Annotated in this window: 21 protein-coding genes, 2 tRNA genes and 1 pseudogene; 11 read left to right on the plus strand and 13 right to left on the minus strand. The window is 69.1% G+C overall.

Translation table 11 applies throughout. The features are described from left to right. Positions 1 to 117 precede the first annotated feature (117 nt). Complete coding sequence (locus Afe05nite_RS33015) at positions 118 to 528, minus strand: hypothetical protein (RefSeq protein ID WP_203821201.1); 411 nt, start codon at positions 526 to 528, stop codon at positions 118 to 120. 386 nt (positions 529 to 914) lie between these two features. Here Afe05nite_RS33015 and Afe05nite_RS33020 point away from each other — a divergent pair, with 386 nt between their 5' ends. Next, positions 915 to 2,084: an Lsr2 family DNA-binding protein gene (locus Afe05nite_RS33020; RefSeq protein WP_203821202.1), complete on the plus strand. Its 1,170-nt coding sequence runs from the start codon at positions 915 to 917 to the stop codon at positions 2,082 to 2,084. On the opposite strand, the gene Afe05nite_RS33025 is transcribed toward Afe05nite_RS33020, so the two are convergent. Continuing rightward, positions 2,081 to 2,359, minus strand: coding sequence for a hypothetical protein (locus Afe05nite_RS33025; protein WP_203821203.1), 279 nt, complete (start codon positions 2,357 to 2,359; stop codon positions 2,081 to 2,083). The two genes, Afe05nite_RS33020 and Afe05nite_RS33025, sit on opposite strands and share 4 nt — an antisense overlap. Before the next feature lie 188 nt (positions 2,360 to 2,547). On the opposite strand from Afe05nite_RS33025, the gene Afe05nite_RS33030 reads away from it, so the two are divergent. Further along, positions 2,548 to 2,620, plus strand: a tRNA-Asn gene (locus Afe05nite_RS33030). A 64-nt stretch (positions 2,621 to 2,684) separates the two neighbouring features. On the opposite strand, the gene Afe05nite_RS33035 is transcribed toward Afe05nite_RS33030, so the two are convergent. After that, a complete protein-coding gene (locus Afe05nite_RS33035) occupies positions 2,685 to 3,668 on the minus strand; it encodes an aldo/keto reductase (protein WP_203821204.1) in 984 nt (327 codons plus the stop codon). Between the two features lie 180 nt (positions 3,669 to 3,848). After that, positions 3,849 to 4,448, minus strand: a complete 600-nt coding sequence (locus tag Afe05nite_RS33040; protein ID WP_203821205.1) for a TetR/AcrR family transcriptional regulator — start codon at positions 4,446 to 4,448, stop codon at positions 3,849 to 3,851. Positions 4,449 to 4,569: 121 nt separating this feature from the next. Here Afe05nite_RS33040 and Afe05nite_RS33045 point away from each other — a divergent pair, with 121 nt between their 5' ends. The 3 genes from Afe05nite_RS33045 to Afe05nite_RS33055 all read left to right on the plus strand — a co-directional run bounded on the left by Afe05nite_RS33045 (position 4,570) and on the right by Afe05nite_RS33055 (position 7,237). After that, the gene (locus tag Afe05nite_RS33045; protein ID WP_203821206.1) at positions 4,570 to 5,724 is read left to right on the plus strand and encodes an epoxide hydrolase family protein; all 1,155 of its coding nucleotides are present in this window, start codon (positions 4,570 to 4,572) and stop codon (positions 5,722 to 5,724) included. Between the two features lie 129 nt (positions 5,725 to 5,853). Continuing rightward, positions 5,854 to 7,116: an NAD(P)/FAD-dependent oxidoreductase gene (locus Afe05nite_RS33050; protein ID WP_239118377.1), complete on the plus strand. Its 1,263-nt coding sequence runs from the start codon at positions 5,854 to 5,856 to the stop codon at positions 7,114 to 7,116. Between the two features lie 47 nt (positions 7,117 to 7,163). Then, positions 7,164 to 7,237, plus strand: a tRNA-Ile gene (locus tag Afe05nite_RS33055). A gap of 73 nt (positions 7,238 to 7,310) precedes the next feature. Here the strand turns inward: Afe05nite_RS33055 and Afe05nite_RS44165 are convergent. Then, positions 7,311 to 7,493: pseudogene (locus tag Afe05nite_RS44165) on the minus strand (site-specific integrase); the annotation flags it as partial. A 544-nt stretch (positions 7,494 to 8,037) separates the two neighbouring features. Between Afe05nite_RS44165 and Afe05nite_RS33060 the strand changes: the two are divergent. Together Afe05nite_RS33060 and Afe05nite_RS33065 are read left to right on the plus strand one after the other, a co-directional pair. Next, entirely contained in the window at positions 8,038 to 8,190 is a 153-nt protein-coding gene (locus Afe05nite_RS33060; protein WP_203821208.1) for a hypothetical protein, read from the plus strand. A gap of 1,656 nt (positions 8,191 to 9,846) precedes the next feature. After that, positions 9,847 to 10,584 carry a hypothetical protein gene (locus Afe05nite_RS33065; protein WP_203821209.1) on the plus strand — a complete coding sequence of 246 codons (738 nt, stop codon included), beginning with the start codon at positions 9,847 to 9,849 and terminating at the stop codon, positions 10,582 to 10,584. A gap of 337 nt (positions 10,585 to 10,921) precedes the next feature. Here Afe05nite_RS33065 and Afe05nite_RS45005 read toward each other — a convergent pair whose 3' ends face one another. Beyond that, complete coding sequence (locus Afe05nite_RS45005; RefSeq protein WP_369077031.1) at positions 10,922 to 11,362, minus strand: restriction endonuclease; 441 nt, start codon at positions 11,360 to 11,362, stop codon at positions 10,922 to 10,924. A gap of 474 nt (positions 11,363 to 11,836) precedes the next feature. On the opposite strand from Afe05nite_RS45005, the gene Afe05nite_RS33075 reads away from it, so the two are divergent. Further along, on the plus strand, positions 11,837 to 14,614 hold the full coding sequence (locus Afe05nite_RS33075; protein WP_203821211.1) for an AfsR/SARP family transcriptional regulator: 2,778 nt from the start codon (positions 11,837 to 11,839) through the stop codon (positions 14,612 to 14,614). A gap of 441 nt (positions 14,615 to 15,055) precedes the next feature. Here the strand turns inward: Afe05nite_RS33075 and Afe05nite_RS33080 are convergent, their stop codons facing one another. The 4 genes from Afe05nite_RS33080 to Afe05nite_RS33095 are packed head-to-tail and all read right to left on the minus strand — an operon-like array spanning position 15,056 to position 17,432. Further along, positions 15,056 to 15,502, minus strand: a complete 447-nt coding sequence (locus Afe05nite_RS33080; RefSeq protein WP_203821212.1) for a SitI3 family protein — start codon at positions 15,500 to 15,502, stop codon at positions 15,056 to 15,058. 34 nt (positions 15,503 to 15,536) lie between these two features. Then, positions 15,537 to 16,751, minus strand: a complete 1,215-nt coding sequence (locus Afe05nite_RS33085; protein WP_239118378.1) for a CdiA C-terminal domain-containing protein — start codon at positions 16,749 to 16,751, stop codon at positions 15,537 to 15,539. Continuing rightward, entirely contained in the window at positions 16,748 to 17,059 is a 312-nt protein-coding gene (locus tag Afe05nite_RS33090) for a type VII secretion target (RefSeq protein WP_203821213.1), read from the minus strand. The genes Afe05nite_RS33085 and Afe05nite_RS33090 overlap by 4 nt, the downstream gene beginning before the upstream one ends. Then, on the minus strand, positions 17,052 to 17,432 hold the full coding sequence (locus tag Afe05nite_RS33095) for a YbaB/EbfC family nucleoid-associated protein (protein WP_203821214.1): 381 nt from the start codon (positions 17,430 to 17,432) through the stop codon (positions 17,052 to 17,054). The genes Afe05nite_RS33090 and Afe05nite_RS33095 overlap by 8 nt, the downstream gene beginning before the upstream one ends. 221 nt (positions 17,433 to 17,653) lie before the next feature. On the opposite strand from Afe05nite_RS33095, the gene focA reads away from it, so the two are divergent. After that, positions 17,654 to 18,520 (plus strand): formate transporter FocA, encoded by an 867-nt coding sequence (gene focA, locus Afe05nite_RS33100; protein WP_203821215.1) that lies wholly within the window; start codon positions 17,654 to 17,656, stop codon positions 18,518 to 18,520. Between the two features lie 256 nt (positions 18,521 to 18,776). Continuing rightward, positions 18,777 to 18,938: a helix-turn-helix domain-containing protein gene (locus tag Afe05nite_RS33105; protein ID WP_239118379.1), complete on the plus strand. Its 162-nt coding sequence runs from the start codon at positions 18,777 to 18,779 to the stop codon at positions 18,936 to 18,938. A gap of 58 nt (positions 18,939 to 18,996) precedes the next feature. Here the strand turns inward: Afe05nite_RS33105 and Afe05nite_RS33110 are convergent, their stop codons facing one another. Then, complete coding sequence (locus tag Afe05nite_RS33110; protein ID WP_203821216.1) at positions 18,997 to 19,905, minus strand: helix-turn-helix transcriptional regulator; 909 nt, start codon at positions 19,903 to 19,905, stop codon at positions 18,997 to 18,999. Between the two features lie 121 nt (positions 19,906 to 20,026). Between Afe05nite_RS33110 and Afe05nite_RS33115 the strand changes: the two genes are divergently transcribed. Then, positions 20,027 to 20,875, plus strand: a complete 849-nt coding sequence (locus Afe05nite_RS33115) for an SDR family NAD(P)-dependent oxidoreductase (protein ID WP_203821217.1) — start codon at positions 20,027 to 20,029, stop codon at positions 20,873 to 20,875. Between the two features lie 64 nt (positions 20,876 to 20,939). Here Afe05nite_RS33115 and Afe05nite_RS33120 read toward each other — a convergent pair whose 3' ends face one another. Together Afe05nite_RS33120 and Afe05nite_RS33125 are read right to left on the minus strand one after the other, a co-directional pair. After that, positions 20,940 to 21,314 carry a hypothetical protein gene (locus Afe05nite_RS33120; RefSeq protein WP_203821218.1) on the minus strand — a complete coding sequence of 125 codons (375 nt, stop codon included), beginning with the start codon at positions 21,312 to 21,314 and terminating at the stop codon, positions 20,940 to 20,942. A gap of 64 nt (positions 21,315 to 21,378) precedes the next feature. Next, positions 21,379 to 22,119 (minus strand): metallophosphoesterase family protein, encoded by a 741-nt coding sequence (locus Afe05nite_RS33125; RefSeq protein WP_203821219.1) that lies wholly within the window; start codon positions 22,117 to 22,119, stop codon positions 21,379 to 21,381. Positions 22,120 to 24,430: the final 2,311 nt, after the last annotated feature.

The raw sequence follows: 24,430 nt of genomic DNA on the forward strand, positions 1-24,430 counted from the left end.
CAGCTAGCAGGGCGGCACCACCCAGCAGGGCGGCACCACCCAGCAGGACGGCGCTGTCAGTGGGGCCAACGCTTGAGCCCGCGCGCTCGGCCGGCCGAGCGCGCGGGCCGCGACCCGCTAGTCGGGATTCCGGACGGTTCGGTTCGGGCGCACCACCCAGCCGACCCGGGCCGGTGGGCGGGCGGCGTTGCGGGCGGCGGCGATCGTCATCTCGCGGAACACCGGGTCGCGGTCGGGGTCCGCGGCCGGCGGCTGCGCCCGCATCGCCGTCGCCGGCCGCGTGTCCTCCCCGTGCACCACCCGGGCAAGGTCGTCCACCCATGCGAAGACCTGGACGGTCACCAGGTCACCGGCCGGTTCGTGACCCGGCGACCAGGGTGGCGGGCTGCGGAACTGGCGCGCCGGCCGGCCGCCGCCCGGTTCGCCGACGCGCACGGCTACGCGCAGGCCGTCGGGCGCACGGCCCTCGAACACGCGCACCCGGCCGTCGTTCTCGAGTTCCGGCCCGAGGTGATAGAGCCCCGCCACATCATGTGGATCCGGTCCGCACACAAGCACCATGCTCCGCGCCATCGCACCCCCAGTCGGCGAATTTCGCGTCAGGATCGCACATCCCCGGGTCGGGCGTTACTGCGAGTTTTCCTGCCTGTTCGGTGGAGGTCGCGGCTTCGTTCACTGGCCGGGGTGGTGCGGGCCCGCGAGCCGACGGTGACGCCGGACCCGAAAGGGGACGAACGGCTGCCCGATCACCCCGATGGGTCAAGCCCTGCCGGATGACCGGTCGATGTCGTCGACCTCCGCTTTCCGCCACCATCGGCGTCCTTCACAGAAGGGCTGAAGCGGTGGAGCTCGGATTCGCGGTATTGGGTGTCCGCACCACGGGCTGGTCCGTGGCCGACGATCGAATGACCGACATGGCTGTGGTATTCACCGACACGTACGGCTCGGTGGAGGAGGAATTCGCCGCGCCGCCGGCGGACCGCCTCGCCGGGCGCACGCTCGCCGGGCATCACGTGGCGTTCTGGCGGCGGTTCGTGGGCGGTCGCGCCTGGCTGGAGATGCCGGTTCTCTGCACGTGCGAGGCCAGTCCGGCGCACCAGCCGCATCTGGTCCGGCGGCGGTTGCGGGACTGCTGCGCGGCGGCCGGGGTCGCCTACGACGCGACGGCCGGGGCCCTCGGGGACGCCCGTGCCACGGCGGGGCTGCTCCGGGCGTACCTCCGGCCGGCGGACACCCCACCGGCCCGGCCGGCCGAACCGGTGCCCTGCGGGGTGCTGGCGGCGCTGCTCGGCAACCTGCCGCTCGACGACATCCTCGGGCCCGGCGCCACCCCGGCCGAGGGCGGCTACCTCGAGCTCGTGGCGCAGGCCGTCGAAGAGGGCGGGCTCGGCCGATCGGCGGTCGCCGGGCTGGTCGAGCACGCGCGGGCGATCGGGGTCGAGCGCCCGGATCGTCTGCACCGCGGGCTGGTGCCGGCTCTCGCCCGGGCGGCGGTGGCGGGCGGGGTGGCCGCCGGGGCGGTCCGGAACGAACTGGTCACGGTCGCCGAACTGCTCGGCGTCCCGCCCGGCGGCGTCAAGGCGCTGCTGGCCGAGGCGGACGGGGAACTGATCGACGCGTACGGCCGTGGCTTCCGGCCGTTGCCACCCGATTGGCCGTACGGGGAACCGCTGCGCGCCGGGCAGGCGGTGGCCTTCACCGGCGGTGAGCCCTACCGGCGTTCCCGGCTTGAACTGGCCGCCCAACTGGCCGGGCTGCGGGTCGTCAACAGCGTCTCGGCCGGCACCGCGGTGCTGGTCAGCGGCCACCCACGACCACGATCGCCGAAGGGGATGGCGGCGCAGCGGGCCGGCACCCGGGTGGTCACCCCGAAATTGTTCGAAAAACTGGCCGCCCACGTGCAACCGGACGGCCCCGCCCGGACAGCGGTAACCTCCGCGACCATCCGGGCCTGGGCGCGGGCCCACGGCCACCTGGTCGCCCCGCGCGGTCGCCTGCCCCGCCACGTGCACGACGCGTTCCGGGCCGCACAGCAAGACGGCCGCCCTCGCGGAGCGGCCGTCCCACCAACGCTGTCGCCTTAGATCGCCTTGCTGTTCGAGGAAGTCAGCGAGTCGGTCTCGGACTCACCCGCCACGTGCAGCTTCTCGCCGAGCTTGGACGTCTGCAGCTTGTCCTTGCCCTCGCTGTAAAGCTTGGTGGCCTGCGCCTGAGCGACCCCTGCGGCCTCCTGCACCGACGGGCTCTCCCAGAGCTTCTTGGCGTTCTGCCGAATCTCCTCGTACTTCTCCCGACCGGCACGGCTGCCGAGGACGAAGCCCGCCGCGAGGCCGGTGAGGAACAACATCTTTCCGCGCATGGTGGCGGCTCCTTCCGTTTGGGAACGCCTTCGCGTCCTACCGGGGTGGTTTACCCATCCTGCCCGTTCCGTACTCCTCACCCACCACTTTCGCCCCGACGACCCGCTCGGGTAACCCGTTCGCGCGCGGTCTCCACGGTCATGTACTCTGTTCTCCGGCACCGAGCACGGCGGGCGGCGCTGCACGATCCCCGATAGCTCAATTGGCAGAGCAGCCGGCTGTTAACCGGCAGGTTATAGGTTCGAGTCCTATTCGGGGAGCTCTCCTCAAGTCCGAGGCTTGCCTCCCTCGATCCGCGCGCACCGATGACTCCGGTGCGGCCGGTCAGCGTTCGATCATCTGCATCTGGGCATCGGTGTGGTGACCACCCTCCGCCGGTTCCATCGCGTCCAGGGTCTCGATCTGCGCCGGGGTGAGCTCGACGGTGTCGGCGGCGATGTTCTCCTCGACGCGGCTGACGCGCTTGGTGCCGGGGATCGGCACGATGTCGCCGCCCTTGCTCAGCAGCCAGGCCAGGGCCACCTGGGCGGGGGTGGCGCCGAGCTGGCCGGCGATCTCCTGCACCTGGTCGGCGAGCCGCAGGTTGCGCTGGAAGTTCTCGCCCGTGAAGCGCGGGTGCCCCTTGCGGAAGTCGCTGTCGTCCAGCTTCTCCACGTCGGCCGGGGTGCGCAGGGCGCCGGTCAGGAAACCGCGGCCGAGCGGGGAGTACGCGACCAGGCCGATGCCCAGCTCGCGCAGCACCGGAAGCAGCTCCTCCTGATCGCGGGTCCACAGCGAGTACTCCGACTGCAGCGCGGTGACCGGGTGCACCGCGTGGGCGCGGCGGATGGTGCCGGCCCACGCCTCGGACAGGCCGATGTGCCGGATCTTGCCCTGCCGCACCAGGTCGGCGAGGACGCCCATGGTGTCCTCGATCGGCGTGTCCGGGTCGACCCGGTGCTGGTAGTACAGGTCGATGTGGTCGGTGCCGAGCCGCTTCAGCGAACCGTCGACCGCGATCCGGATGCTGTCCGGGCTGCTGTCCGCCCGGCCGGGGCCGCGGCCGGTGTGCGAGACCAGACCGAACTTCGTGGCCAGCACCACCTCGTCGCGGCGGCCGGCCAGCGCCCGGCCGACGAGCTCCTCGTTGACGTACGGGCCGTAGACCTCGGCCGTGTCGATGAGGGTGACGCCCAGGTCGATGGCGCGGTGGATGGTGCGGATCGACTCGGCGTCGTCACTGCCGGCGCCGCTGTAGCCGTGGGACATCCCCATGGCGCCGAGTCCGATGCGGGCCACGCCGAGGTCGCCCAGTTTCGCCGTACGCATATCAAGCCTCCGGAATTTCGCGGCCGAACGTGGCCGGGGTGATGTCGGTGGGCTTCGTCCGCCCGCCGATGCCGAGGCCGCACCTCGTGCTGCTTCAGACGGTGTCACGTCCGGTGGCGGCCAGGGAGGTTCTGGCTTTACCCCGCACCGGGGGTTGAACCGGTCATGCACCGGTGCCGATCACGGCCGGTCGCCCACGAGGGCCAGGGCGCGTTTCTCGGGAACGCCCAGCAGCAGCAGGCTCGTCATGGTCGCCGCGCGGGCGCCGGGGGACCCGTCCGGCAGGTCGCTGTCGGCGATGGCGAACACGGCACCGTACGCGACCTGGCTCAGGATCGCGGGCGGCAGGTGCTTGGCGAACACGCCGCTGTCCTGGCCCCGCCGGATCAGGTCGGCGAGGAGCTTGTCGACCGGGCCGAGCAGGCCGTGGATCGTCTCGCCGTACTCGCCTCGCCGGAGCGCCAGCAGCACCCGGTAACGGTGCGCCACCGGCCAGACCCGGGCGACGAAGGCGACCCACGCCTCGTCGGCCTGCGCGCCGGTGGCGTCGACCTCGGTCAGCACGGCCGTCATCTCGGCGACGGCCCGCTCCATCAGGGTCCGGAGCAGGTCGAGGCGGGAGGGGAAGTGGCCGTAGACCGTACGGCGGACGACCCCGGCGGCGGCGGCGATCTCGCCCATTCCCGCGTCGGGATCGCGGCCCAGCACGTCGAGGGCGACGTCAAGGAGGCGATCGCGGGTCTCGTTCATCGAGCGCGTACGCGCGGACTCGGCGGGCACGGCACCATCGTTGCACAGACATGTGCAACGAATCACACTGCACACCGGTGTGCAGTGACCTAGGGTGCACATGGGTGTGCAACGAAAGTTGCGCGGCGCCGTACCGACAAAGGAGAACGCAATGACCACCACGACCCCGACTCTCGTCCGCCCGTTCACCGTCTCGATTCCCGAGTCGGAGCTCGGCGACCTGAGGCAGCGCCTGGCGAGAACCCGCTGGCCGGATGCGGAGACGGTGGGCGACTGGTCCCAGGGGGTTCGCCGGGCGAACGCCGAAGCGCTCGTCGACCATTGGGAAAACCGATACGACTGGCGGCGTTTCGAGACCGAGCTCAACCGGTTTCCGCAATTCCTCACCGAGATCGACGGCCTGGACATCCATTTCCTCCACGTCCGGTCGAGGAATCCCGGCGCGATGCCGCTGATCCTCACGCACGGATGGCCGGGCTCGATCGTCGAGTTCCTGAAGCTGATCGGCCCGCTCACCGATCCGGTGGCCTACGGCGCGGACGCCGCCGATTCGTTCGACGTCGTCATCCCGTCGCTGCCGGGTTTCGGATTCTCCGGGAAGCCGAGGGAAACCGGCTGGACGACCACGCGCATCGCGGCAGCTTGGGCCGAACTGATGAAGCGTCTCGGCTATTCGCGATGGGCGGCCCAGGGCGGCGACTGGGGTGCCGCCGTCACCACCGCCCTCGGGGTCATGCAGCCCGCGGGCCTGCTCGGCATTCATCTGAACAGCCAGTTCGCCTTTCCCGCCCGGATGCCCGACACCTTGTCGCCCGAGGAGCGGCATGCCGTGGACTCCCTCGCCCTCTACACCGGCGAACTCGGTGGGTCGAATCACCTGCAAGCCACGAAACCGGAGACCGTCGGATTCGCCCTGGCCGATTCGCCGGCCGGGCAAGCGGCCTGGATCTACGAGAAGTTCCAGTCCAAAACCGACAATCAAGGGCTTGCCGAGTACGCCCTGAGCGTCGACGACATGCTCGACGCGATATCCCTCTACTGGTTCACCAACAGCGCGGCGTCCGCCGGCCGGATCTACTGGGAGAACAGGTCGAGCAGTTTCGTCGGTCCCGAGCTGACACTTCCGGTCGCGGTGACCGTCTTCCCCCGGGACATCCCGCGCCTGCCCCGAAGCTGGATCGAGAACACCTACCGCAACCTCATCCACTACGGCGAGGCCGACAAGGGCGGGCACTTCGCGGCCTTCGAACAGCCCGACCTCCTGGTCGGCGAACTGCGTACCGGTCTGCGGGCCCTTCGTTCCTGACGCCGTCGCCCGGCGCCGCGCCGGCAGGCCCGCGCCCCGGGGCCCTCGGTGGGTGGGCGAAACGGCTGTGTTCCTGGGATGACGCAGTTAGGCTGTGGGTTGCCTGTTTCGTCCCCGAGTGAGGTGGCCGTGTCGCAGCACGTGGAGGTGGACGTCGTCATCGTCGGCGGCGGACTCGCCGGACTCGCCGCTGCCCGCCGGCTGGACCGGGCCGGCGTCGAGTGGTTGCTCGTCGAGGGCTCCGACCGGATCGGCGGGCGCGTCACGACCGACATCGTCGACGGCTGGCACCTGGACCGGGGCTTCCAGGTGATCAACACGGCGTACCCGCGGATCCCCGCCCTGATCGACGTCAACGCGCTCGACCTGCGCTTCTTCACCTCCGGCGTGCTCGTGCGTCGCGGTAACGACCTGCACCGCCTGGTCAACCCGGTGAACCAGCCACTCGGCGCGGCGGCCAGCCTCACCTCCGGCGTCGGCACGCTGGCCGACCGGCTGAAGTTCGCGGCGCTGGCCGCCAAATGCGCCACGGCGCCGCCGGCGGTGCTGCTCAACGCGCGCGAGATGACGACGCAGGAGCTGCTTCGCAAGGCCGGCCTGTCGCACCGGATGATCGAGGAAGTGCTGCGCCCGTTCCTGTCCGGCGTCTTCGCCGACCGTTCGCTGGACACGTCGAGTCACGTCTTCACGATGTTCCTGCGGTCGTTCACCCGTGGGCGGATCGGCGTACCGGCGGCCGGGATGGCAGCGCTGCCGGCGGCGGTGGCCGGGCCACTGCCGTACCCCCAGCTGTTGATCGGAGCCCGTACCCTCTCGGTCGGTCCGGGCATCGTCGTCACCGAAGGTGGCGAGATCCACTGCAAGGCGGTGGTGGTGGCGACCGACCCGTCGACGGCATCGGAGCTGCTCCCGATGCTGCCGAAGCCGGACATGCACGGCTTGACCACGTTCTACTTCGGGGCCGACAAGGCCCCGCTCGACGAGCCGACCCTGGTGCTGGACGGGGACCGGCGCGAGATCATCGCCAACACGGTGGTGATGAGCAACGCGGCCCCCGAGTACGCCCCGACCGGCAAGTCCCTGATCGCCGCCTCCGTGGTGGGAGTCTCCGCCCCCTCAGCCGCCTCGGAGACAGTGATTCGAGTCGAATTGTCGCGGTTGTACGGAGTCTCGGCCGAGCCGTGGGAACTCCTGGACGTCGTGAGCATCCCGCAGGCCCTCCCGTCGGCCCGCGGCGCCCAGGCGAACCTCCGCAAGCCGGTGGCCCTGGGAGACGGCCTGTTCGTGGCGGGCGACCACCGGGACAGCCCGTCGACCCAGGGCGCCCTCGCCGGAGGCTGGCGAACCGCCGGCGCGGTGCTGGCTTGGCTGGGAGCGCGGGTACCGGCGTAGATCGGTAGCTTGCACCCAGATCGGCGGGTTAGGATCGCGCCCGGTAAGGGGCGGTAGCTCAGCGGGTTAGAGCAGTCGACTCATAATCGATCGGTCACGGGTTCGAGTCCCGTCCGCCCCACTCTGACCAGGTAGAACGCTGCGGCCGGGCACCCGGAGATGCCCGGTACAGCAGCAAAGTACAGCAGCAGCAGTCATGCCACCGACTCGCCCAGTTGCTTGAGTGCAGCCCGGGTCTTCTTAGACGAGACCACCGTGTAGATCTCCATGGTCACGGAGAAGCGTGCGTGCCGCAGGATCTGCATCGCCACCCTGGGGTGTACGTCGAGGTCGGCGAGCAGACTGCCGCAGGTACGCCGGGCATCCCTGATCGTGATCCAAGGCGGCCCGAAACGGGCCGCTCACGCCGCCGACTGGGCGCGTGCCCGTGCCGCCGCTGGCGCTTGGACCGGCCACGCAGGCAGCCCGTCGGCTGGCGTGCAACAGCGGAGTCGGGCCGCAGCGACGACAGAGCACTACGGTTTGAGTGAGGAAGAAGGCCGGCGGCCGACCGGTACGGCCCTGGGCGTCGCGGTCGAGCTGCCCGCGCCGGGCCGTAGAGCGGCTCGCGGCCGTCGGTGCCGTGCGCGGCGGCGCGCATGGTGTCCGGGCCGCCCCTCCACCGTCAAGGGCGCTTCGCGTCGCAAGCGACGGCCACAAACCGGCCGCCCTGGCCGGCGGAGCCTCTGCGACCCTGAGCGGTCAGGGGTCAAGCGGCAGGCCGGTGGCCTGCCCGCACGTAGGCGCACGCCGCCGCACCCATCACCGACTCGTGACTCCCCGCCATCGCTGTCAACACTGCCTTGACGTAGACGGCTATTCTTGTCGAGGAGAAACGCTGCGTTGAGCCCACCCCTGGGTGGGTCTACTTTCCTGCTGTGCATGTTCGTCGCGTACTGCCTTACCTGCATCCTCAATTGGCTCAGCGGGGGAGAGGAGCTGCGCATGAACAAAGCCATCAAGGTACGTGTCACTGCGGCGCTGAATGTCGGCGCCTCTGTCCTTGTGAACTTCGCGGCAGCAGCGGTGGGCTGAGCGCAGCGTCCTTACGTCCGGAGGGCTTGGCGAATGAGTGGGTGACGACAGCCCCCGATCGGAAAAGATCATGAGTGGTCTTAGCTCAAGCGTCAGAAGCGTTCCGGCCATAAGCCGGTCGCGCCTGCTCAGGGACGGATGTAGATCCGGTGGCCGATGGCGGCCATGTAGGTTCCGTGGCCTGGCTATGAGATTCACCGGGACGTATCTCCAATTGCTCTGTACCTCGTACCTCAACATGCCTCGGCCGCTTTTTAAGCCTGCTGTAGGCAGCGAATCTTTTTTCCGCACTGGCTTCAAATGAAAGCTGGACACGAGTCGGCATTGGCAACTCGTATTGCCGATCTTGCGAGGTTGTCCATTGGATCCAATTTAAGGCCAGGCGCACAGTTTGCGACGGATGGACAATGCGAGGACCTCTTGCAACCCAGCCGACCGCCGACCAATTGATTCCCCCAAAGAACGCTGGCCAGGTTCTTTGCTGATACATAACGGTAAAAACTGAGTCTACGATCGGAGCGCGCGAGTCATTCGTAAGGTATAGAATGAGATTGTTATTTTCGTTTGCGGCCCATAGTCGGGTAGCGTTCTTATCGGCTCGTCGACGTCGTGAAACCTCACTCAGGTAGACCGTTAGAGCGATTATCGCTGCCCCGAGCGTTCCCAGAGCCTCAACTGCACCCCAGCCTGGCCATGACCAGAACGGCGTAGTCGTCACATAGCCTGACGTTACTGGATGAGCTAGCTGGAGGCCATCAGACGGAATCGTCTGCATAGCCTCCGACGTGAGGCGCCGTGACGAGGCTGCTGTACAGCAGTGAAGTACAGCAACCGAGCCGCCCGCATCGAACCGAACCGGACTCCCGCAGGCCATCTGACCTCGTATGCGACCAGATCCAACCGGCTCGCCGTGACTCGATCGGTCACGGGTTCGAGTCCCGTCCGCCCCACGATAAGCCTGGCCGGGTTAAACGAGAGACCACCTCTGGTGGTATGCGAAACGCCTTACCGGAGACGTGGAGGGCCAGGGAGTCAGCTCTGTCCCGTGGGGTAGTCCGGTGGCCGTGTCGAGCCTCGTCAGCGGCCCTGACCGAACTGATCCGTGGCCCGATCCTGGTCAGGTTTGGTCGATATGTGGCGCAGGATTCTGCCTTCTTGGCGGCGAGCTTGGTCGTTGGCGGGCTTTTGGTGCCGGCTCTCGCGGACGTATCGGCTGCGGCATGCGGTGATGTGGCGGTGGTGAGGTAGCCGCCGTCAAACTGGCTGTCAGCTACGTTCAGCCGGTGACTGCCGAGTCGTCGAGGACCGAGTTCTCGCAGGTTGTCGCTCAACCGGACGGGCATTTGCGGTTCGAGTCGGCGGTCGTGCCGCAGCGGGCGCGGCGTGGTTCCGGGTGGGCCGACGTCGATCTCAACCTGAGCCGCGGCGCGGACGGCCGGTTGCGGACGGCGGTCTCGGTCGCCGATGTGGCGTTCTCCGGCGACGGTTCCGGCCCGCTGGTGACCCTGACCCGTGCCGGCCAGACCGTCACTCTGTCGTGGCCGGGGACGCTGCCGAAGCCGACTGTCGACAAGAGCTCGGCCAAGTACTCCGAGGTGATGCCGGACGTCGATCTGGTGGTGCGGGCGACGGAAACCGGCTTCACCCCACACTCTCGTGATCAAGTCCGCTGCCGCTGCAGCGCAGCGCGGGATCGCGGAGATCCGGCTCGGTCTGGGCGGTCCCAGGCTTGCTGGCGTCGCCTCGATGCTCAGCATCGCCGGTGACGTCATGCTCGCTCATGAGTTCGGCAAGGCCTTCACGTTCGGTAATCAAGCCGAAGCCCTGACTGGGATCGCCTGCGCCATGGGTAACCCGATATGCGCCGGGCCGGTGGGCAGCGATGCCGCGGGGAACCAGTACACCCCGCAACAACAACGGAGACATCTACGTGGTGCCCGGAACTCAGGGACAGACGTAAGGGAGGAATGTTTGGTGACGGACGCGGCCGACGAGCAGATCCTCGGGGCTTTCGGTGCCCTGGTGTGGAAGTTTTTCCCAGAGACCAGGCAAGCTGCTGCGGGGCTGATCATTAGCGAGCTGGAAAGGGCGATCGACCAGGATCGGGTGCCGGATGAGATCTCGGCGTTCGAATACCTCGTCCACGCTGTCTTTCCGATCGTCATCGACCGGCTTGGTGAGTTTCCGCTCGAACCTGACCAGCTCAGACGTTTCTGCCAGTTCTGCCGTTCGGTCCTGAGCTACTCGGGGCCGGATCGTCTCTCGGTCGACTACGCGTTCAACACCACCCTGCTCGAGGCGGTCGACTTTCCTGAGGCGGCGGAGGCCGTGCGGGAGGTCGATCCCAAGCTGGTGGAGATCATCCGAACTCAGTACGGCAAGTGGAAGTCCTGACAGCCGGCCTTTCTTGCCGCCGAGTGCCGTGCCCTGTCGAGCGATTGCCACAGCCTCGTCCGGCTGCCGCTCATAGAGGCCCGGGGCCAACACTCCCTTGTGAGGGCCGAAGACGATCAGCTGCCGGAGGCACTCGGACAGACCGCCATCACCACCGACCCCGGCACCCCCAGCTTGATGACGGGCGGTCACCGGCAACCAAAACGGACCAATCACTCGCACCACATGCATACGCGAGGCTGCCAGTACCGTTCTCGGCCGATGCGGGCGGGCTGCCGGAGCCGGTGGGGTTGGAAAGATCCGGAATCCTGCGTACGCGTCGAGTCCGACTGCCTGACTACTCGAAAAAGTCTTCGTCGACTCGTTTCAGAATGAACGTCCGCCCCTCCTGGGCTCCCACGTTGTGCAAGACCGTCAGCTCGGTAAGGCGGGCGCCATCGAGGAGAACAAGAAGAGCCGGGACTCGTTCGACGCAGTCCCTCGCCTCAGTAGTGAAACGGGCCGTCGTGATGAAGACGCCACGGTCCGCTTGTGCTCCGTGCAACGCTCCCACAAAAGCTTGGCTATTCAGTCGACCTACAGAATGTCCGCTGCCATACCGATTGGCTGGCCCATACACACGATCCAGACCAAGCACATCTTGCCGGATGACACCATCCAATCCTTGGTCGCCGGTCCGGCCGAGGTGCTCAGCTGCGCCGGCCTTGCCCCCATGACCCATCGCGGTCAACAGCTTAAGTACTAAGTGCTCCAGAAACGCGGGTTCCCGGTCTTGTATCCGGCTGAGCCGAACTGCGTCGCAACCTCATCGAGCGTGGGCTACCACCGGACCGGGTCGATCGGCGGCTCGGCCGGATGAGCCGACGTCATCGTCACCTTCAACCTCAGCGACTTCCCCGAGCCGGCTTCCCCTGCGCCGGTCGATCTCGGAGTGATCCGGAGGACCGCCGGGGCCCGAGGTGCGGTCCGTCGTACCCGCCGAAGTTCTTGCCGTCGAAGGTGGCGACGGCCCCATAGGGTGGGCACTCGGGACCGCTGCGGAACCGTGAACAGGACCGAGCCACCCCCGTTTTTGTGGCCCGGTCCGTCCCCGGTTCCGGCCTTTCCGCCGGCCGGTTCGATCGTGTGGCACCAAGGGTGACTCAGCGCTGTTAATGAACTGTTGTCGTTGAGGCCAGCGGATGTGAGGCTGGTCGGCGGGCGAGTGGCGGCGCGTCGCAGCTTTCGAGACGTTCGAGAACGGGAGGCTGCGGTGGAGGTCCGCCTGCTGGGTCCGGTGGAGACATGGGCGGACGGCAAGCCGGTCGAGCTCGGTCCGCCGCAGCGACGGCACACGCTGGCGGCCCTGGCGGTCGATGCGGGTCGCCCGGTCCCCATCGACGCTCTTGCCGCCCGGGTGTGGGACGAGCCGCCACCGGCAGCGGCCCGGATTCTGCAGGTGCACATCACCCACCTGCGTCGGCTGCTGGCCTCCGCCGCGGGCACGCCACCGGCCCGCCTGCTGCGCCGTTCCGGCGGCTACCTCCTCGACCTGGCGCCCGACCGAGTCGACGCCCACCGGTTCGCCGACCAGGTCCGGCGCGCCCGTGACGCCGACCCGGCCACCGCGCTGACGCTGCTCCGCACGGCCCGGGAACTGTGGCGGGCCGAGCCGCTCGGCGGGCTGAAGGGAAGCTGGGTGGAACGGACCCGGCACGCGTACGGGGAGCAGCACCTCGCCGCCACGATGGCGTGGGGGCTCGCCGAGTTGCGGGCCGGCAACCCGCTCGTGGTGATCCGGCCGCTGGCCGAACTCGCCCTTGATCACCCGCTGACCGAGCCGCTGGCCGAGGTCGTGATCCGGGCCTATGCCGCCGCTGCCCGGCCCGCCGACGCGCTGGCCTATTACGCCACGTTCCGCCGCCGGCTCGCCGACGAGTTGGGTGCCGATCCGAGCGCGACACTCCAGGCCCTGCACCAGGCCATTCTGCGCGGCGAACCGGTGGTGCAGCGGGACACCGTCGAGGTGGCGGCCGAAGCACCGCTCACTGCCGTCGTGCCGGCCCAGCTGCCGGCGGATGTTCCCGGTTTCGCCGGCCGCGCCTCGGCCCTGCGCGCCCTCGACGATCTACTGGCGGAGACCGCGATGGCGGTCGCGGTGGTGTCCGGCACCGCCGGGGTGGGCAAGAGCGCCCTTGCCGTGCACTGGGCGCATTCGGTGCGGTCCCACTTCCCGGACGGTCAGATCTTCGTGAGCCTGCGCGGCTTCGACCCCACCGGACAGGTCGTCTCCCCGCAGGAGGCACTCCGCAGCCTGCTCGACGGGCTGGACGTCGCCCCCGAGCGGGTGCCGGCCACCCTCGACGCGCAGGCCGCCCTGTACCGCAGTGTGGTAGCCGGCCGGCGGCTGCTGCTGGTGCTGGACAACGCCCGCGACGTCGAGCAGGTCCGGCCGTTGCTGCCGGGCACCGCCACCGTTGTCGTCGTGGTGACCAGCCGGGCACAACTGATCGGTCTGCTGTCCGACGGGGCGTCCGCCGTACCTCTGGGTCTGCTTTCCCGGGGGGAGGCCGAGGAACTGCTGACGAACCGGCTCGGACCGGGGGTCGTCGCCCAGCGCGACGCACTCGACCAGGTCATCACGGCCTGCGCCCGGCTGCCGCTGGCGTTGAGCATCGCGGTGGCCCGGACCCGGCAGACGAACTTTCCGCTGACCGCGCTCGCCGCCGAGCTCAGCGAGGCCAGTGACCGGCTGACCGCGTTGGACGTCGGCGATCCGGCCGGTGATGTCCGGGCGGTGCTCTCCTGGTCGTACGCTGCCCTGAGCGAATCCGCCGCGAGATTGTTCCGGCTGCTCGGGCTCGTCGTCGGCCCCCAGTTCGACGTTCCCGCGTTGACCAGCCTCTCCGGCTCGGTGAAGCGGGACCTTCGCCCGCCCCTGCGCGAGCTCACTCGGGCGAGCCTCGTGACCGAGTACGCACCGGGCCGCTACAGCCAGCATGACCTGCTGCGCGAGTACGCCGCCGAACTCGCCCGCCGCGACGATCCGGCGGACGTCCGCCGGTCCGCTACCGGCCGCCTCCTCGATCACTACCTGCACACCGCGTACGCGGCCGATCGCCTGCTCAACCCGCCCCGCGAACCCATCGTCCTGCCCATGGGGCAGCCGGCGGCCGGCGTGTGCCCGGAGGGGTTCACGGACCTTGCCGACGCGATGGCCTGGTACGGCGAGCACCACGCCGTCCTGCTGGCCGCCCTGCGCCAGGCCGCGGCGGTGCGACTCGACCGGCTCGCCTGGCAACTCGCCTGGTCGATGGACACCCATTCCACCCGGAAGGGTCACGTGCACGATCAGGTCGAGTCCTGGCAGATCGCCATCGAGTGCGCGGGCCGCCTCGGCGACCTGCCGGCCCGCGCCTACGGGCACCGCAATCTGTCTCTGGCCGTCACCAGGCTCGGCCGCTACGGCGAGGCGAACGACAACCTGAGGCGCGCGCTGGAACTCTTCACCGAGGCGGGCGACCGCATCGGCCAGGCCCGCACCCGGCACCACCTGGCCTACCTGTACGGCCAGCAGAAGCAGCCCGCGACCGCGCTCGAGCACGCCCGGCAGGCCTGGGCGCTCTACGCCGGCACCGACGACCGGACCGGGCAGGCCGAGGCGCTGAACGCGATCGGGTGGTACCACGCGCTGCTCGGCGAGTTCGAACAGACTCTGACGCACTGCCGGCAGGCGCTGGAGATCTTCGAGGCGGACGACGACCTGCACGGCGCCACCGGCGCCTGGGACAGCTTGGGGTACGCGCACCACCATCTCGGTCGCCTCACCGAGGCCATCGACTGCTATCAGCACGGCCTCACGCGGGCTCGAAGGCTGGACCACGATCTGTTCGTCGCCGAGTTGCTGGTGCACCTCGGCGAATCCCACCAGGCGGCCGGGCAGCCCGCCGCCGCGCGCGTCGCGTGGACGGAAGCGGAACAACTGCTGACGGCGCTCGACCATCCGAGCGTCCCCAGTGTCCAGGAGTCGCTGCGTCGGCTCGACGACTGAGCCGCCCCGGACCGATCGGGAGGACGGGGTGTCACTGTCGCGGCTCGTGGTCAGTGCAGCGGAGAGTGAGCTGCGGCGGCGGTAGGACGGAAAGTCGTATCCGACCGGCAAGCCGAGCATGGGTCGTTCACGCTCGACGAACTCGCGGCAGCGCGGGTCGAGATGGCTGCCGCGGACGTAGAAGCTCTTGAATATCCCGGATGTGTATGACGCCGGCGTAATGCTGGCCGGGGAAGATGAAGATCGGCGTACGTGGGGAATCCATCACCGCCCGATGGGCAAGGAGACGGCGAAGGCGGCCGGGAATCTGGGTGGTAAGGCCGGCACCCGTGATGTCGTCGATGCCGGAGCCCCACGTCACGGTGGCGCTCTCGGGGCGGTTATCGAGTTGGGTCCTGTCCCGCGCCAGGCCGACATCATTGCCACGCCCGGCCGCAGCGGTCAGAGCAACGGCTGGGCGAGTGATGCAACTCGGTGATTCTTCACCAGTGCGGCGACCTCGGGCTCGTCCCAGTCCTCCCAGTACGCTGAGAAAACAACCTCGCCGCCGGAAGCTTGCAGCACGGCTTCCTCGCCGTTGAAAAGCAGCACTCCATCCGCGCCGGAGAGAGCAAGAACAGCGCCGACCATCAGTGCCGTATTGTGTTCCTCCAAATCGGGTCGAACCGAAGAGAACCGAAAAGTGATGGTCACCCGATGCTGGAATCCGAACAGGCCGGGGGCTGTCGCCACGTCGGCGGCCCCGACCCGATAGGCGTTCACCCACAACCCGTCCCGGAACATCGAACCATCCGGCGAGAGTGCGGCACCGAGCGTCGCCGCAACCGTGGACCGCAGATCGTCGGTATCAAGATCGGCGGCGCCGTAGTACGTGTACTCGATTGCCACGAAGTCCTCCGGGATGAGCGACGTGAGAATAAGACTATGAGAAGGGGTAGAACGGAATTACCTTGCCATCCCGCACGACCAGGATTTCCTTGAGGTCGCCGATCGGTTTTCGCTCCAGTACGCCGCGGATCTCCTCGATCGACCGCGGGCAGTCGTCAAGGTTGAGCACGATCCGATCTGCCTGATCGCCCTTCACCTTCTTACTGATCTGATCGCGAATGTTGTCGAGATCTTTGCTGCTCGGCGCATAATTGTCGAAGTATTCGCCCTCGATCTTGTAGTCGGGGTTCTTGCCGTTCGGCTTCGGCGGCGGGTTTTGCTCGATGTCGAAGCCTTCGCGGGCGATAGTGTCGGCCGACTCGTTCTCGCGTCGGAGCGGCAGGTCCTTCTTCTTCGTGGGGTGTGCGTCCGTCCGCCGCCCGCCGGGTTTGCGGTTCGGGCCGGGTTTGCCGGACGGGTTGGTTCGGCCGGCGTCTCGGCTCTTGCGCAGGCGGGTGAGCATTTTGTTGATGGCCTCGATCGCCTCGCCCAGCTTGCTTGTCAGGCCGCGGAGGCGTGTCAGGCTGCTGACCAGGCCACGCAGCCATTTCGCGATCCGCGCGCCCCATGAGGCGCACAGGGTGCTGACCTGTTCGACGACCAGCGGGGTGGCGATGCCGAAGCTGAAAACCTCCTCGGCCGCGTACGTGATCAGCCGGGACACCAGTACGGCGATCGCGTCGCGGACCATCATCCGCACGCCCGCGACCAGCATGCCGGCGCACTCGGTCACGGCCGCCATTGTTTCCGCCGCCCCGGCCAGCGCGGCGACGGCATCCTTCTGCTGACCGGTCCAGGTCCGGTACGCATCCGCGGCGGAGCCCTGCCATTCCGCGGTGTCCCAGCGCACTGCCCGATCCAGATCGGCGGACCGATCCTTCAGCGCTCCGGCGACGTTACGCCAGGTCTGCGCGTGCGCAGCGATCTGCCCCGGGTCGCCGGCCAGCCAGTCCAGCGCTTCGGACAGCGGTTTGACGTGTTCGAGGATCCACGCCACGCCGTACTGAAGAAGGCCTCCGATCGGGTCGGAGATGAAAGCCAACGCGTCCAGCCCGGCTGAGACCGTCCCCAGCGTGGTATCGATCCAACTGCCGCTCTTGATCCCGGCCAGGATCGTCGCGATGTCTTCGGCGATCCATACGCCGGCCCAGGGATCGGTTTTCCCACCCGGGGCGGCGACCGCCACCAGGGGCGGCCGGACCGGCATCATCGCGCGTTCCGGAGCCGGTCAGCCGCGTTGCCGTCAGCATTGTCGTAGGCGGCGGCTACCGACCGGAGGGAGTCCGCGGTCTCGTGGGCGGAGTCGGCTGCCGTGTTCATGCCGCCGACCATGTCCTGCTGCAGGGCATTGAGCAGAGACGGAATGAACTGGCACAACTGACCGTACGCTCCGGTGTTGGTCAGCACGGTCTCCCCGGCTTGGGCCGCGGCCGCCAGACCGTCCCCGATCCCGTCGACCTCACCGGCGTGCGACACCAGCGACGCGGAGTTGACCTCAAAGGCCGCGGGATCACTCATAGGGCTCCCCGAGCCGCTTGCGCAAGCCGGCCACCAGCATCCGGCCGGTCTCCGTATCGGCGCCGACGGTGTCGGCCGTGACCTCTTGGAGCTGCTTGAACAGCGACGAACTCGCCGCGCGTACGGTCTCCATCAACGTACTCGACGTGGTCTCGGCCGACTGCTGACGCGTGGTCTCGTCGAGATGGATGGACGTCACCCGGCCCTCGGCGTCGACGGTGACCTCGACCAGCCCGTCACGGCTACGCGCGGTGGCCGTCAACTCCGAGGTCCGCCGGGCCAACTCCTGCGCCTGCTCAGCACGACGGGCGAGTGACCGCTCCCAGGCGTCGATCCGCTCCAACGCCGCGTCCGCTGACTCACCGTCGAACATCCGGCCATCGTAGGTCCGCCGATCCACGTCGGCCGAAATCGAAAAGCCAGATCACCACTCTCCTTGATCATCGGCACGACGAATCGGCACCGAGTCCAAGGTCATGCCGGTCGGTCGTTGCCGCGCCGGCAGTGGCGTGGCCGGGTGAGGACCATCGGCCTGTCCCGATAGTTCCTTCTGCCCGTGCCGAAGCCGGCATGTCCCTGCCTACGATCTGGCCCATGTCCACGATCTCCGAGCCGTTCATGCTCAGTCCGGCGCAGATGGCTCAGACGGCCGAGGACGCCGCGTACAGCAAGGCCACGAGCAAGCCCCTGAAGTCCTTCCTGCTCGGGCTCACCGGTGGTGCCTTCATCGCGCTGGGGTTCGTCTTCTACGTCACCAGCCAGGTCGGGGCGGCGAACCTGGCGTGGTGGGGCGGGGCGAAGGTGGTCGGCGGCCTCGTCTTCGCCACCGGTCTGGTGCTGGTCGTGCTGACCGGCGCGGAACTGTTCACATCCTCCACGTTGACCTTGACGGCGCGGGCCAGCGGGCGCATCACCTGGGCTCAACTCGTCCGGAACTGGGCCGTCGTCTACGTCGCCAACTTCGTGGGCGCACTGACGATCGTGGCGCTCGTCTACCTCGGTGGCGTGTGGCGCAATGCCAACGGCGCCTGGGGCGGGGTGGTGCTGCACAGCGCGCTGACGAAGGTCCAGCACACGTACGTGGAGGCGGTCGCACTCGGCATCCTGTGCAACCTCATGGTGTGCCTGGCGGTGTGGGCCGCGTACTCCGGCCGTACCACCACCGACAAGATCCTGGCGGTCACCATGCCGGTCGCCCTGTTCGTCTCCACGGGCTTCGAGCACTCGGTGGCCAACATGTTCATGATCCCGCTGGGCCTGCTCATCAAGGACAACGCGGAGGCCGGCTTCTGGAGCGGTGCCGGGCTCGGCAAGGGCGACTTCGCCGACCTCACCTGGTCCCATTTCCTCCTGCACAACCTGGCCCCGGTCACCCTCGGCAACATCGTCGGCGGCGGCATCATGATCGGCATCTTCTACTGGACCGTCTTCCGCCGCTACCGCGCTGCCGGTCGCCCCTGACTGCCCGGCCGGCGTCCCCCGGCGGCCCGGCGCCATCGGACCGTCGGTATGTCCCTGGAGCTTCAATTTCCGGTGAGCGGGCCAGCGGTACGACGGCAGGGCGGTTCGCATGTGCAAGGTGGGGCCCACAACGCGGTTCGCCTGCGAATCCGTACAGGTCGAAAAGCTCTGCCCGGACCGGCCGCCTCGGGTTCAGCTCGAGCTGTAGTTTCATCTGGCTGAGGAGCGAAAGCGGCTGGGACTGACTCGACGGTAGGTGGCTGAGCTCATGAACGTGTCGGCCGGGCGAGTGAGTCAGATCGAGAACGGCGATCTTGATGCCAACGAGGTGGCGACGCTGAGCCGGTACGCGCGGGCGTTGGGTGCCCGGATGCGGATCATCTTCGACTACGGCGGCGACCTTCGCCGGATCGCCTGAAACCCGGCCTAGCCGCTCGAAGCGAGGCTCGGCGGGCGCCGGCCTCTCAAGCTCCCTGCTAAGGCCTGCCCGGCTCGGTCCGGTGGGCGGACGGGTTCAGCTGGACACGACCGCCGGGCGGTGCGGTGGTTGCGCCGGGCAGCATCGTCAGCAGGGCCAGGTTGTCGTGCGAGCTGCTGCCCGGGTCGGTGTGGTAGATGAACAGCACCTGGTCGGCGTCGCCGGGCAGGGGCAGCGTCTCGTACCGGAGCGTCATCGGACCCACGGCGGGGTGCGCCACCCGTTTGACGCCATGTGTGCGCTCGTGCACCTGATGTCCGTTCCACCACGCGGAGAACTCGGCGCTCTTGATGGTCAGCTCACCGACCAGCTCGGTCAGCCGTACGTCGTCGGGATGGCGCCCGGCGTAGAGACGCAAGGTGCCGACTACCTCGGCCGCCACCGTGGGCCAGTCGACGAAGAGCTCGGCCGCCATCGGATCCAGGAACATCCACCGCGCGTAGTTGCGTTCCCGCGGCGGCATCCTGGTCCAGTCGGTGAACAGCTCCCGGGCCGGCGCGTTGGCGGCGAGCACGTCGGTGCGCCGGCCCAGGATCAGGGCCGGATGCCCGGTCATCGAGGCGATCAGCTGCTGCATGGCCGGGCGTACCCGCTGCGCCGGTGGTTGTGCCGTCCGGTGCCGTACCGGGCGAGCGAGGTCGGCCAGGTGGGCGCGGGCCGCCGGTTCGAGCCGGAAGACGCGAGCCAGCGCTTCGAGCACCGCCTCCGACGGGCTCGAGTGCCGGCCCTGTTCCAGCCGGGTGTAGTAGTCGACGCTGACCCCGGCGAGCTGCGCGACCTCCTCGCGCCGCAGTCCGCGCACCCGCCGTTTCACCGGGCCGCCGTCGTCGAGTCCGACGGTCTCCGGCGTCAGGCCGGCTCGGCAACTGCGCAGGAAGTCGCCCAGATCCGTACGCGAAGCTGCCATGTCCTGATGGTCGCACCATCCCTTGCCCGGTTCACATGGTCTGGGTGGGCACGCCGTTCCCAGGTAAGGCTGGGCCTGCTCAGCCGTGTCCGGCCAACTCCGGGCCGTCGAGCATGGAGCCATGTCCAACACATGGTTCGTCACCGGCACCTCCCGTGGCCTCGGCCTCGAACTCGTCCGGCAACTGCTGTCGCAGGGGCACGATGTCGCCGCCACCTCGCGCTCCGCCGCACGCCTCACCGCCGCTCTCGCCGACGTCGACCGCAGCCGGCTGCTGCCGATCGAGCTCGACCTCACCGACGAGCGGGCCGTCACGGCCGCGATCACCGCGACCGCGGACCGTTTCGGCGGGCTCGACGTCGTGGTCAACAACGCCGGCTACGGGTTCCTCGGGGCGGTCGAGGAGACCAGCAGCGCCGAGGTCCGGGGCATGTTCGAGGTGCAGATCCTCGGCGTCTGGAACGTGCTGCGGGCGGTGCTGCCCGGCATGCGGTCGGCCCGGCGCGGACATGTCGTCAACGTGTCGTCGATCCTCGGCCTGACCGCGTTCCCCGGGTGGGGGCTGTACTGCGCCGCCAAGTTCGCCCTGGAGGGTCTCTCCGAGTCCCTCGCGGCCGAGGTCGCCGAGTTCGGCATCAGGGTTTCACTGGTCGAGCCCGGTTACACGCGGACCGACTTCCTGCGTCCGGTCTCGCTCGGCCTGCCCGCGTCGACTGTGGACGGTTACCGCGCGATCCGGGAGATGACCACGGCACATCTCGCGATGCCGGGCACCCAGCTCGGTGACCCGGCCAAGGTGGCGGCGGCCGTCATCGCGGTCGCCTCGAGCGGCGCGTCGCCACTGCACCAGGTGCTCGGCTCCGACTCCTACGCGCTGGCGAAGGCTCGGGTGGAATCGCTGCTCAGCGACGTCGAGGCGGGCCGTGACCTGGCTCTGACGACGGACGTCAGCACCGGAGGTCCGCGGTGAGTTGCCGGGCCAGCCGGGCGTCGACCGCCACGCCGAACGCGAGGGCGAACCCGGGCGCCGTGCCTCATGCTCGACACGATGAGGACGCGCCGGCCGGCGCGTCCTCAGCCCGGCCAGGCGGGTCCGGGACCGCCATCCGGTCGCGGAAACCCGACCAGAAGGCGGCGGCGACGGCCGGGTCGGCGTTGTCCACGACGTACGCGTCAAGATGGACCAGCACCAGGTCGGCGCCGGTCAGGTCGAGCAGGCCGAACGCCGTGTGCACGCGCCGCACCGCGTCCAGGCTCTCGTCGGCGGTGATGTCGTACGCGGTGTGAAAGGCCACGTCCTCGCCGGACATCTCCTCCGGAGGTGTCCCTTTCCACCGCCGTCGGTGGACTCCGATCGGCGTGAATCCGTAGTCGGCCAGATATCGCAAAGCCAGTTCGGCGTCGGTCATCCCGATCCACTCGTTCCTCAAGGGACGGTGCGCGAGCCCCGCCGACCGGACCCACCCCGGGCGCTCAGCCTTTCATCGCGATCGCGGTGAACGCCTCCAGCGCTGCCCCATCGCCGTAAGGGTGCAAGACATATTCCGCGGCCCAGCCGGCCGCGTCGGGATAACGGCTGCGGGCGATGCGCTTGGCGGCGGCTTCCGGATCGTACGGCGTACGCCTGAGCTGCACATGGTCGTCCAGCAGCGCCCAGTAGGCGCCCGCCGGACCGTACGCCATGCCGACGCTGCCGGGGTTGATCACGCGCCGCTGGTTGACCAGTCGATCGAACGGCATGTGCGTGTGCCCGCAGACCACGATCTGCTCGGTGACCCCGGCGAGGGCCTCGTCCCAGCGCTGGATCGGCGAGTCGACCAGGACGAACTCGTCGTCGCGGCGCGGCGTCGCATGACAGAACAGCACCGGCCCCAGCCCGTCGACCTCGAGGCTGACGGTCATCGGCAGATCGGCCAGCAGCGCACGGTGCCGCGGTTCGAGCAGCTGTGCACAAGCCGCCGCCTCCTCGCCGGCCGGCCCCGGCACCGCCTGCCCGTCGAAGCCCGCGACCAGTTCCCGCTCGCCGTTGCCGTGCACCCACACCGCGGTGTCGCCCAACTCGGCCAGCCGATCCAGGGTCTGCCCCGGCATCGGCCCGTTGGCGATGTCGCCGAGCAGAACGATCCGATCCACCCCGACCCGGGCGACCTCGTCCAGCACCGCCTCGAGCGCCGGCAGATTCCCGTGCACATCGGCGAGGACCGCGATTCTCATCCGGCAATCATCACCCCCCACCCCCGTTGCCGTCCGCCCCGCACCGCCCGCCTCGGGCTCGGACCCATCCCGTACGCCGTCTCCGCCGCCGGCGGATCCGCACACCGCACCCGCGCTCCCTCACCAAGCCACTCACGTCGCGCAGGGCCACCCGCGCCGCCTCCATTCCGACACCCCGCCGGCAACAGCTCGCGCAGGCACCCGAAAACACGATCCACCATAAATGCCCGCCACCGAATACAATGGACAGTAATCGTGCCAGCAATTCGCAAGCGCCAGTCACATCCCTTCAGCGCCTCGTCAGTACCATTCCGGCGCGAACATAGGCGGCGATCTGCCACCGCCCGTTTACCGGAATCCGTAGTCGACCACATTCGTCCCGCACAGTTGTGGCATGCCACCCGCCGGCCCCGCTCACCCGCCCGCTCCACCCGAGGCCCCGCCCCACCTCCCCGTTCGTGGCCTTTCGCTCGACCCGCTTTTCCCTATTCGTCGAACTTTCGAGGTCGGCTGGTCCCTCCGAGCCCACCGTCCTCCCCGAGCCCACCGTCCTCCCCATGTCCGTGGGCCCGCCCGTGTCCGCCGACCCCCATGTCCGTGGGCCCTGCCCGGTGGGCGAGAACCTGGACCGGCGTGCGGGCTGGTGCGGGCTCGCCGACCTGGGTAGCTGCGCGGGCTCCGACGACGGCGTAGCCCTCTTTCGCCTCATCGGCTCGGGCGACCGCATGGATCCAGGCAGCGGCGCGAGCCCGGGTGGCGGGTGCTCGGTCAGCCGTGTGGGTGCGGGTGGCGGCATGGGCTCGGGAGGCGGCGCAGACCGGGTCAGCCGTGCGGGTCTAGGTGGGCGCGCGGGCTGGACTGGCGGCGCAGACCCGGACGGCGGCCTGGGTGCGGGCGGCGACCCGGGCTCGGGTGGCTGCGCGGGCTCGGGTGGCGGCGCGGGCCCGGTCAACCGTGCGGATGGAGGTGGTGGCATGGGTTCGCGTGGTGGCGCAGGCCGGGTCAGCTGCATGGAACCAACTAGCGACGCGGGCTCGGGTGGCGGCCCGGCCCCGGGCAGCCGTGCGGGTGCAGGTGGTGGCGCCGCCGCCGGCTCGGGCCCTGGCATGGGCTCAGGTGCGTGCGCCGGCTCGAACCCTGGCGCTGGCTCGGGCTGTGGCGCTGGCTCGGAAGGTGGTGCGGGATCGGGAGCCTGCGTCGGCTGAGGCAACCGCGTGGGCGCGGGCAGCGGCACGGCCCCGGGTGGCTGCGCGGGCTCGGCTGGCTGCGCGGGCTCGGGTGGTGGCGTGGGTGCGGCCGGCGGCGTTGGCTTGGGCTGGGCTGCGGTAGTGGTCCGAGCAGCGGCTTCTGCCCGCGGCGCCGAGTCGGGGCGGAACGTCGAAACGTTCTGGGTGGCGGAATTTGCCGGCAGCGTTGGTCCCGCTGTTGCCGGGCTGGCCGCCCGATCGGCGACGCCCGACTGCGGCGCCGCGGAGGGCATGTCAAGAGTGGCCGCAACTGCACCGCTTGGCGAGGGGCGCTGTGTCAACGTCGCTTCGGCCGGCCAGATCAACGGCGGGACCGCCTCGACCGAATCGTGCAGGCCCAACTCGCCGCATTCGCGGGAGCATCCGTGGGCCCGGCACGACTTCCATCCGTACCTCCGGGCGAGCCCCCACTTCCGATGACGCGCGTGCTCCCGGCGAAATTCATCGTTCCCCGGCGACCAATTACGCGCCTTTGTGCGATCCCGCATGGCAACCGTTGCCGGCCGGGAGAAAAATGAAAGCTGCTGGTGCCGCATGCAAAAATTATCTCGCCCCAAGAATGCGCCACGCCAACAGTGGATCATGCCAACTCGAGAATCCCCAGCAGGTCGGAAGTGGCGCTAAAAGAAATGGTTTTCGACAGCACTTGCGAAGAGCTCTTGTCGCTGCCAGCAATAGGTGGCCGGCGATCGCTATCAGGCCCGCGGAAGAGCGGAAGAGCGGAAGCCGGAGGTCTCGCGGGCATCGAGGCCGGCAACGGGCGGTCGCTTTGTTGGCAGGCGGTCGGCCGCCGGGCCGGCGAAGCACTGTGCACCAGGCGGGAGGTAGGCCAAGTGACACGCGGATGGCCAAGCCGGGAGACACGCCGATCACTAGAGCGGAGGCATGCAGGGAGCCTCGATGGACGACGCCGTGACCGAGTGTGGCCCAAGATGCCGCCGGGCGACATAAGAGGATTTTCCGGGGCGAGGGCGAGGGCGAGGGCGAGGGCGAGGGCGAGGGCGAGGGCGAGGGCGAGGGCGGCAGGGCGGCAGGGCGGCAGGGCGGCAGGGCGGCAGGGCGGG

It is taken from the genome of Paractinoplanes ferrugineus (assembly GCF_016862195.1).
Taxonomy (GTDB): Bacteria; Actinomycetota; Actinomycetes; order Mycobacteriales; family Micromonosporaceae; genus Actinoplanes; species Actinoplanes ferrugineus.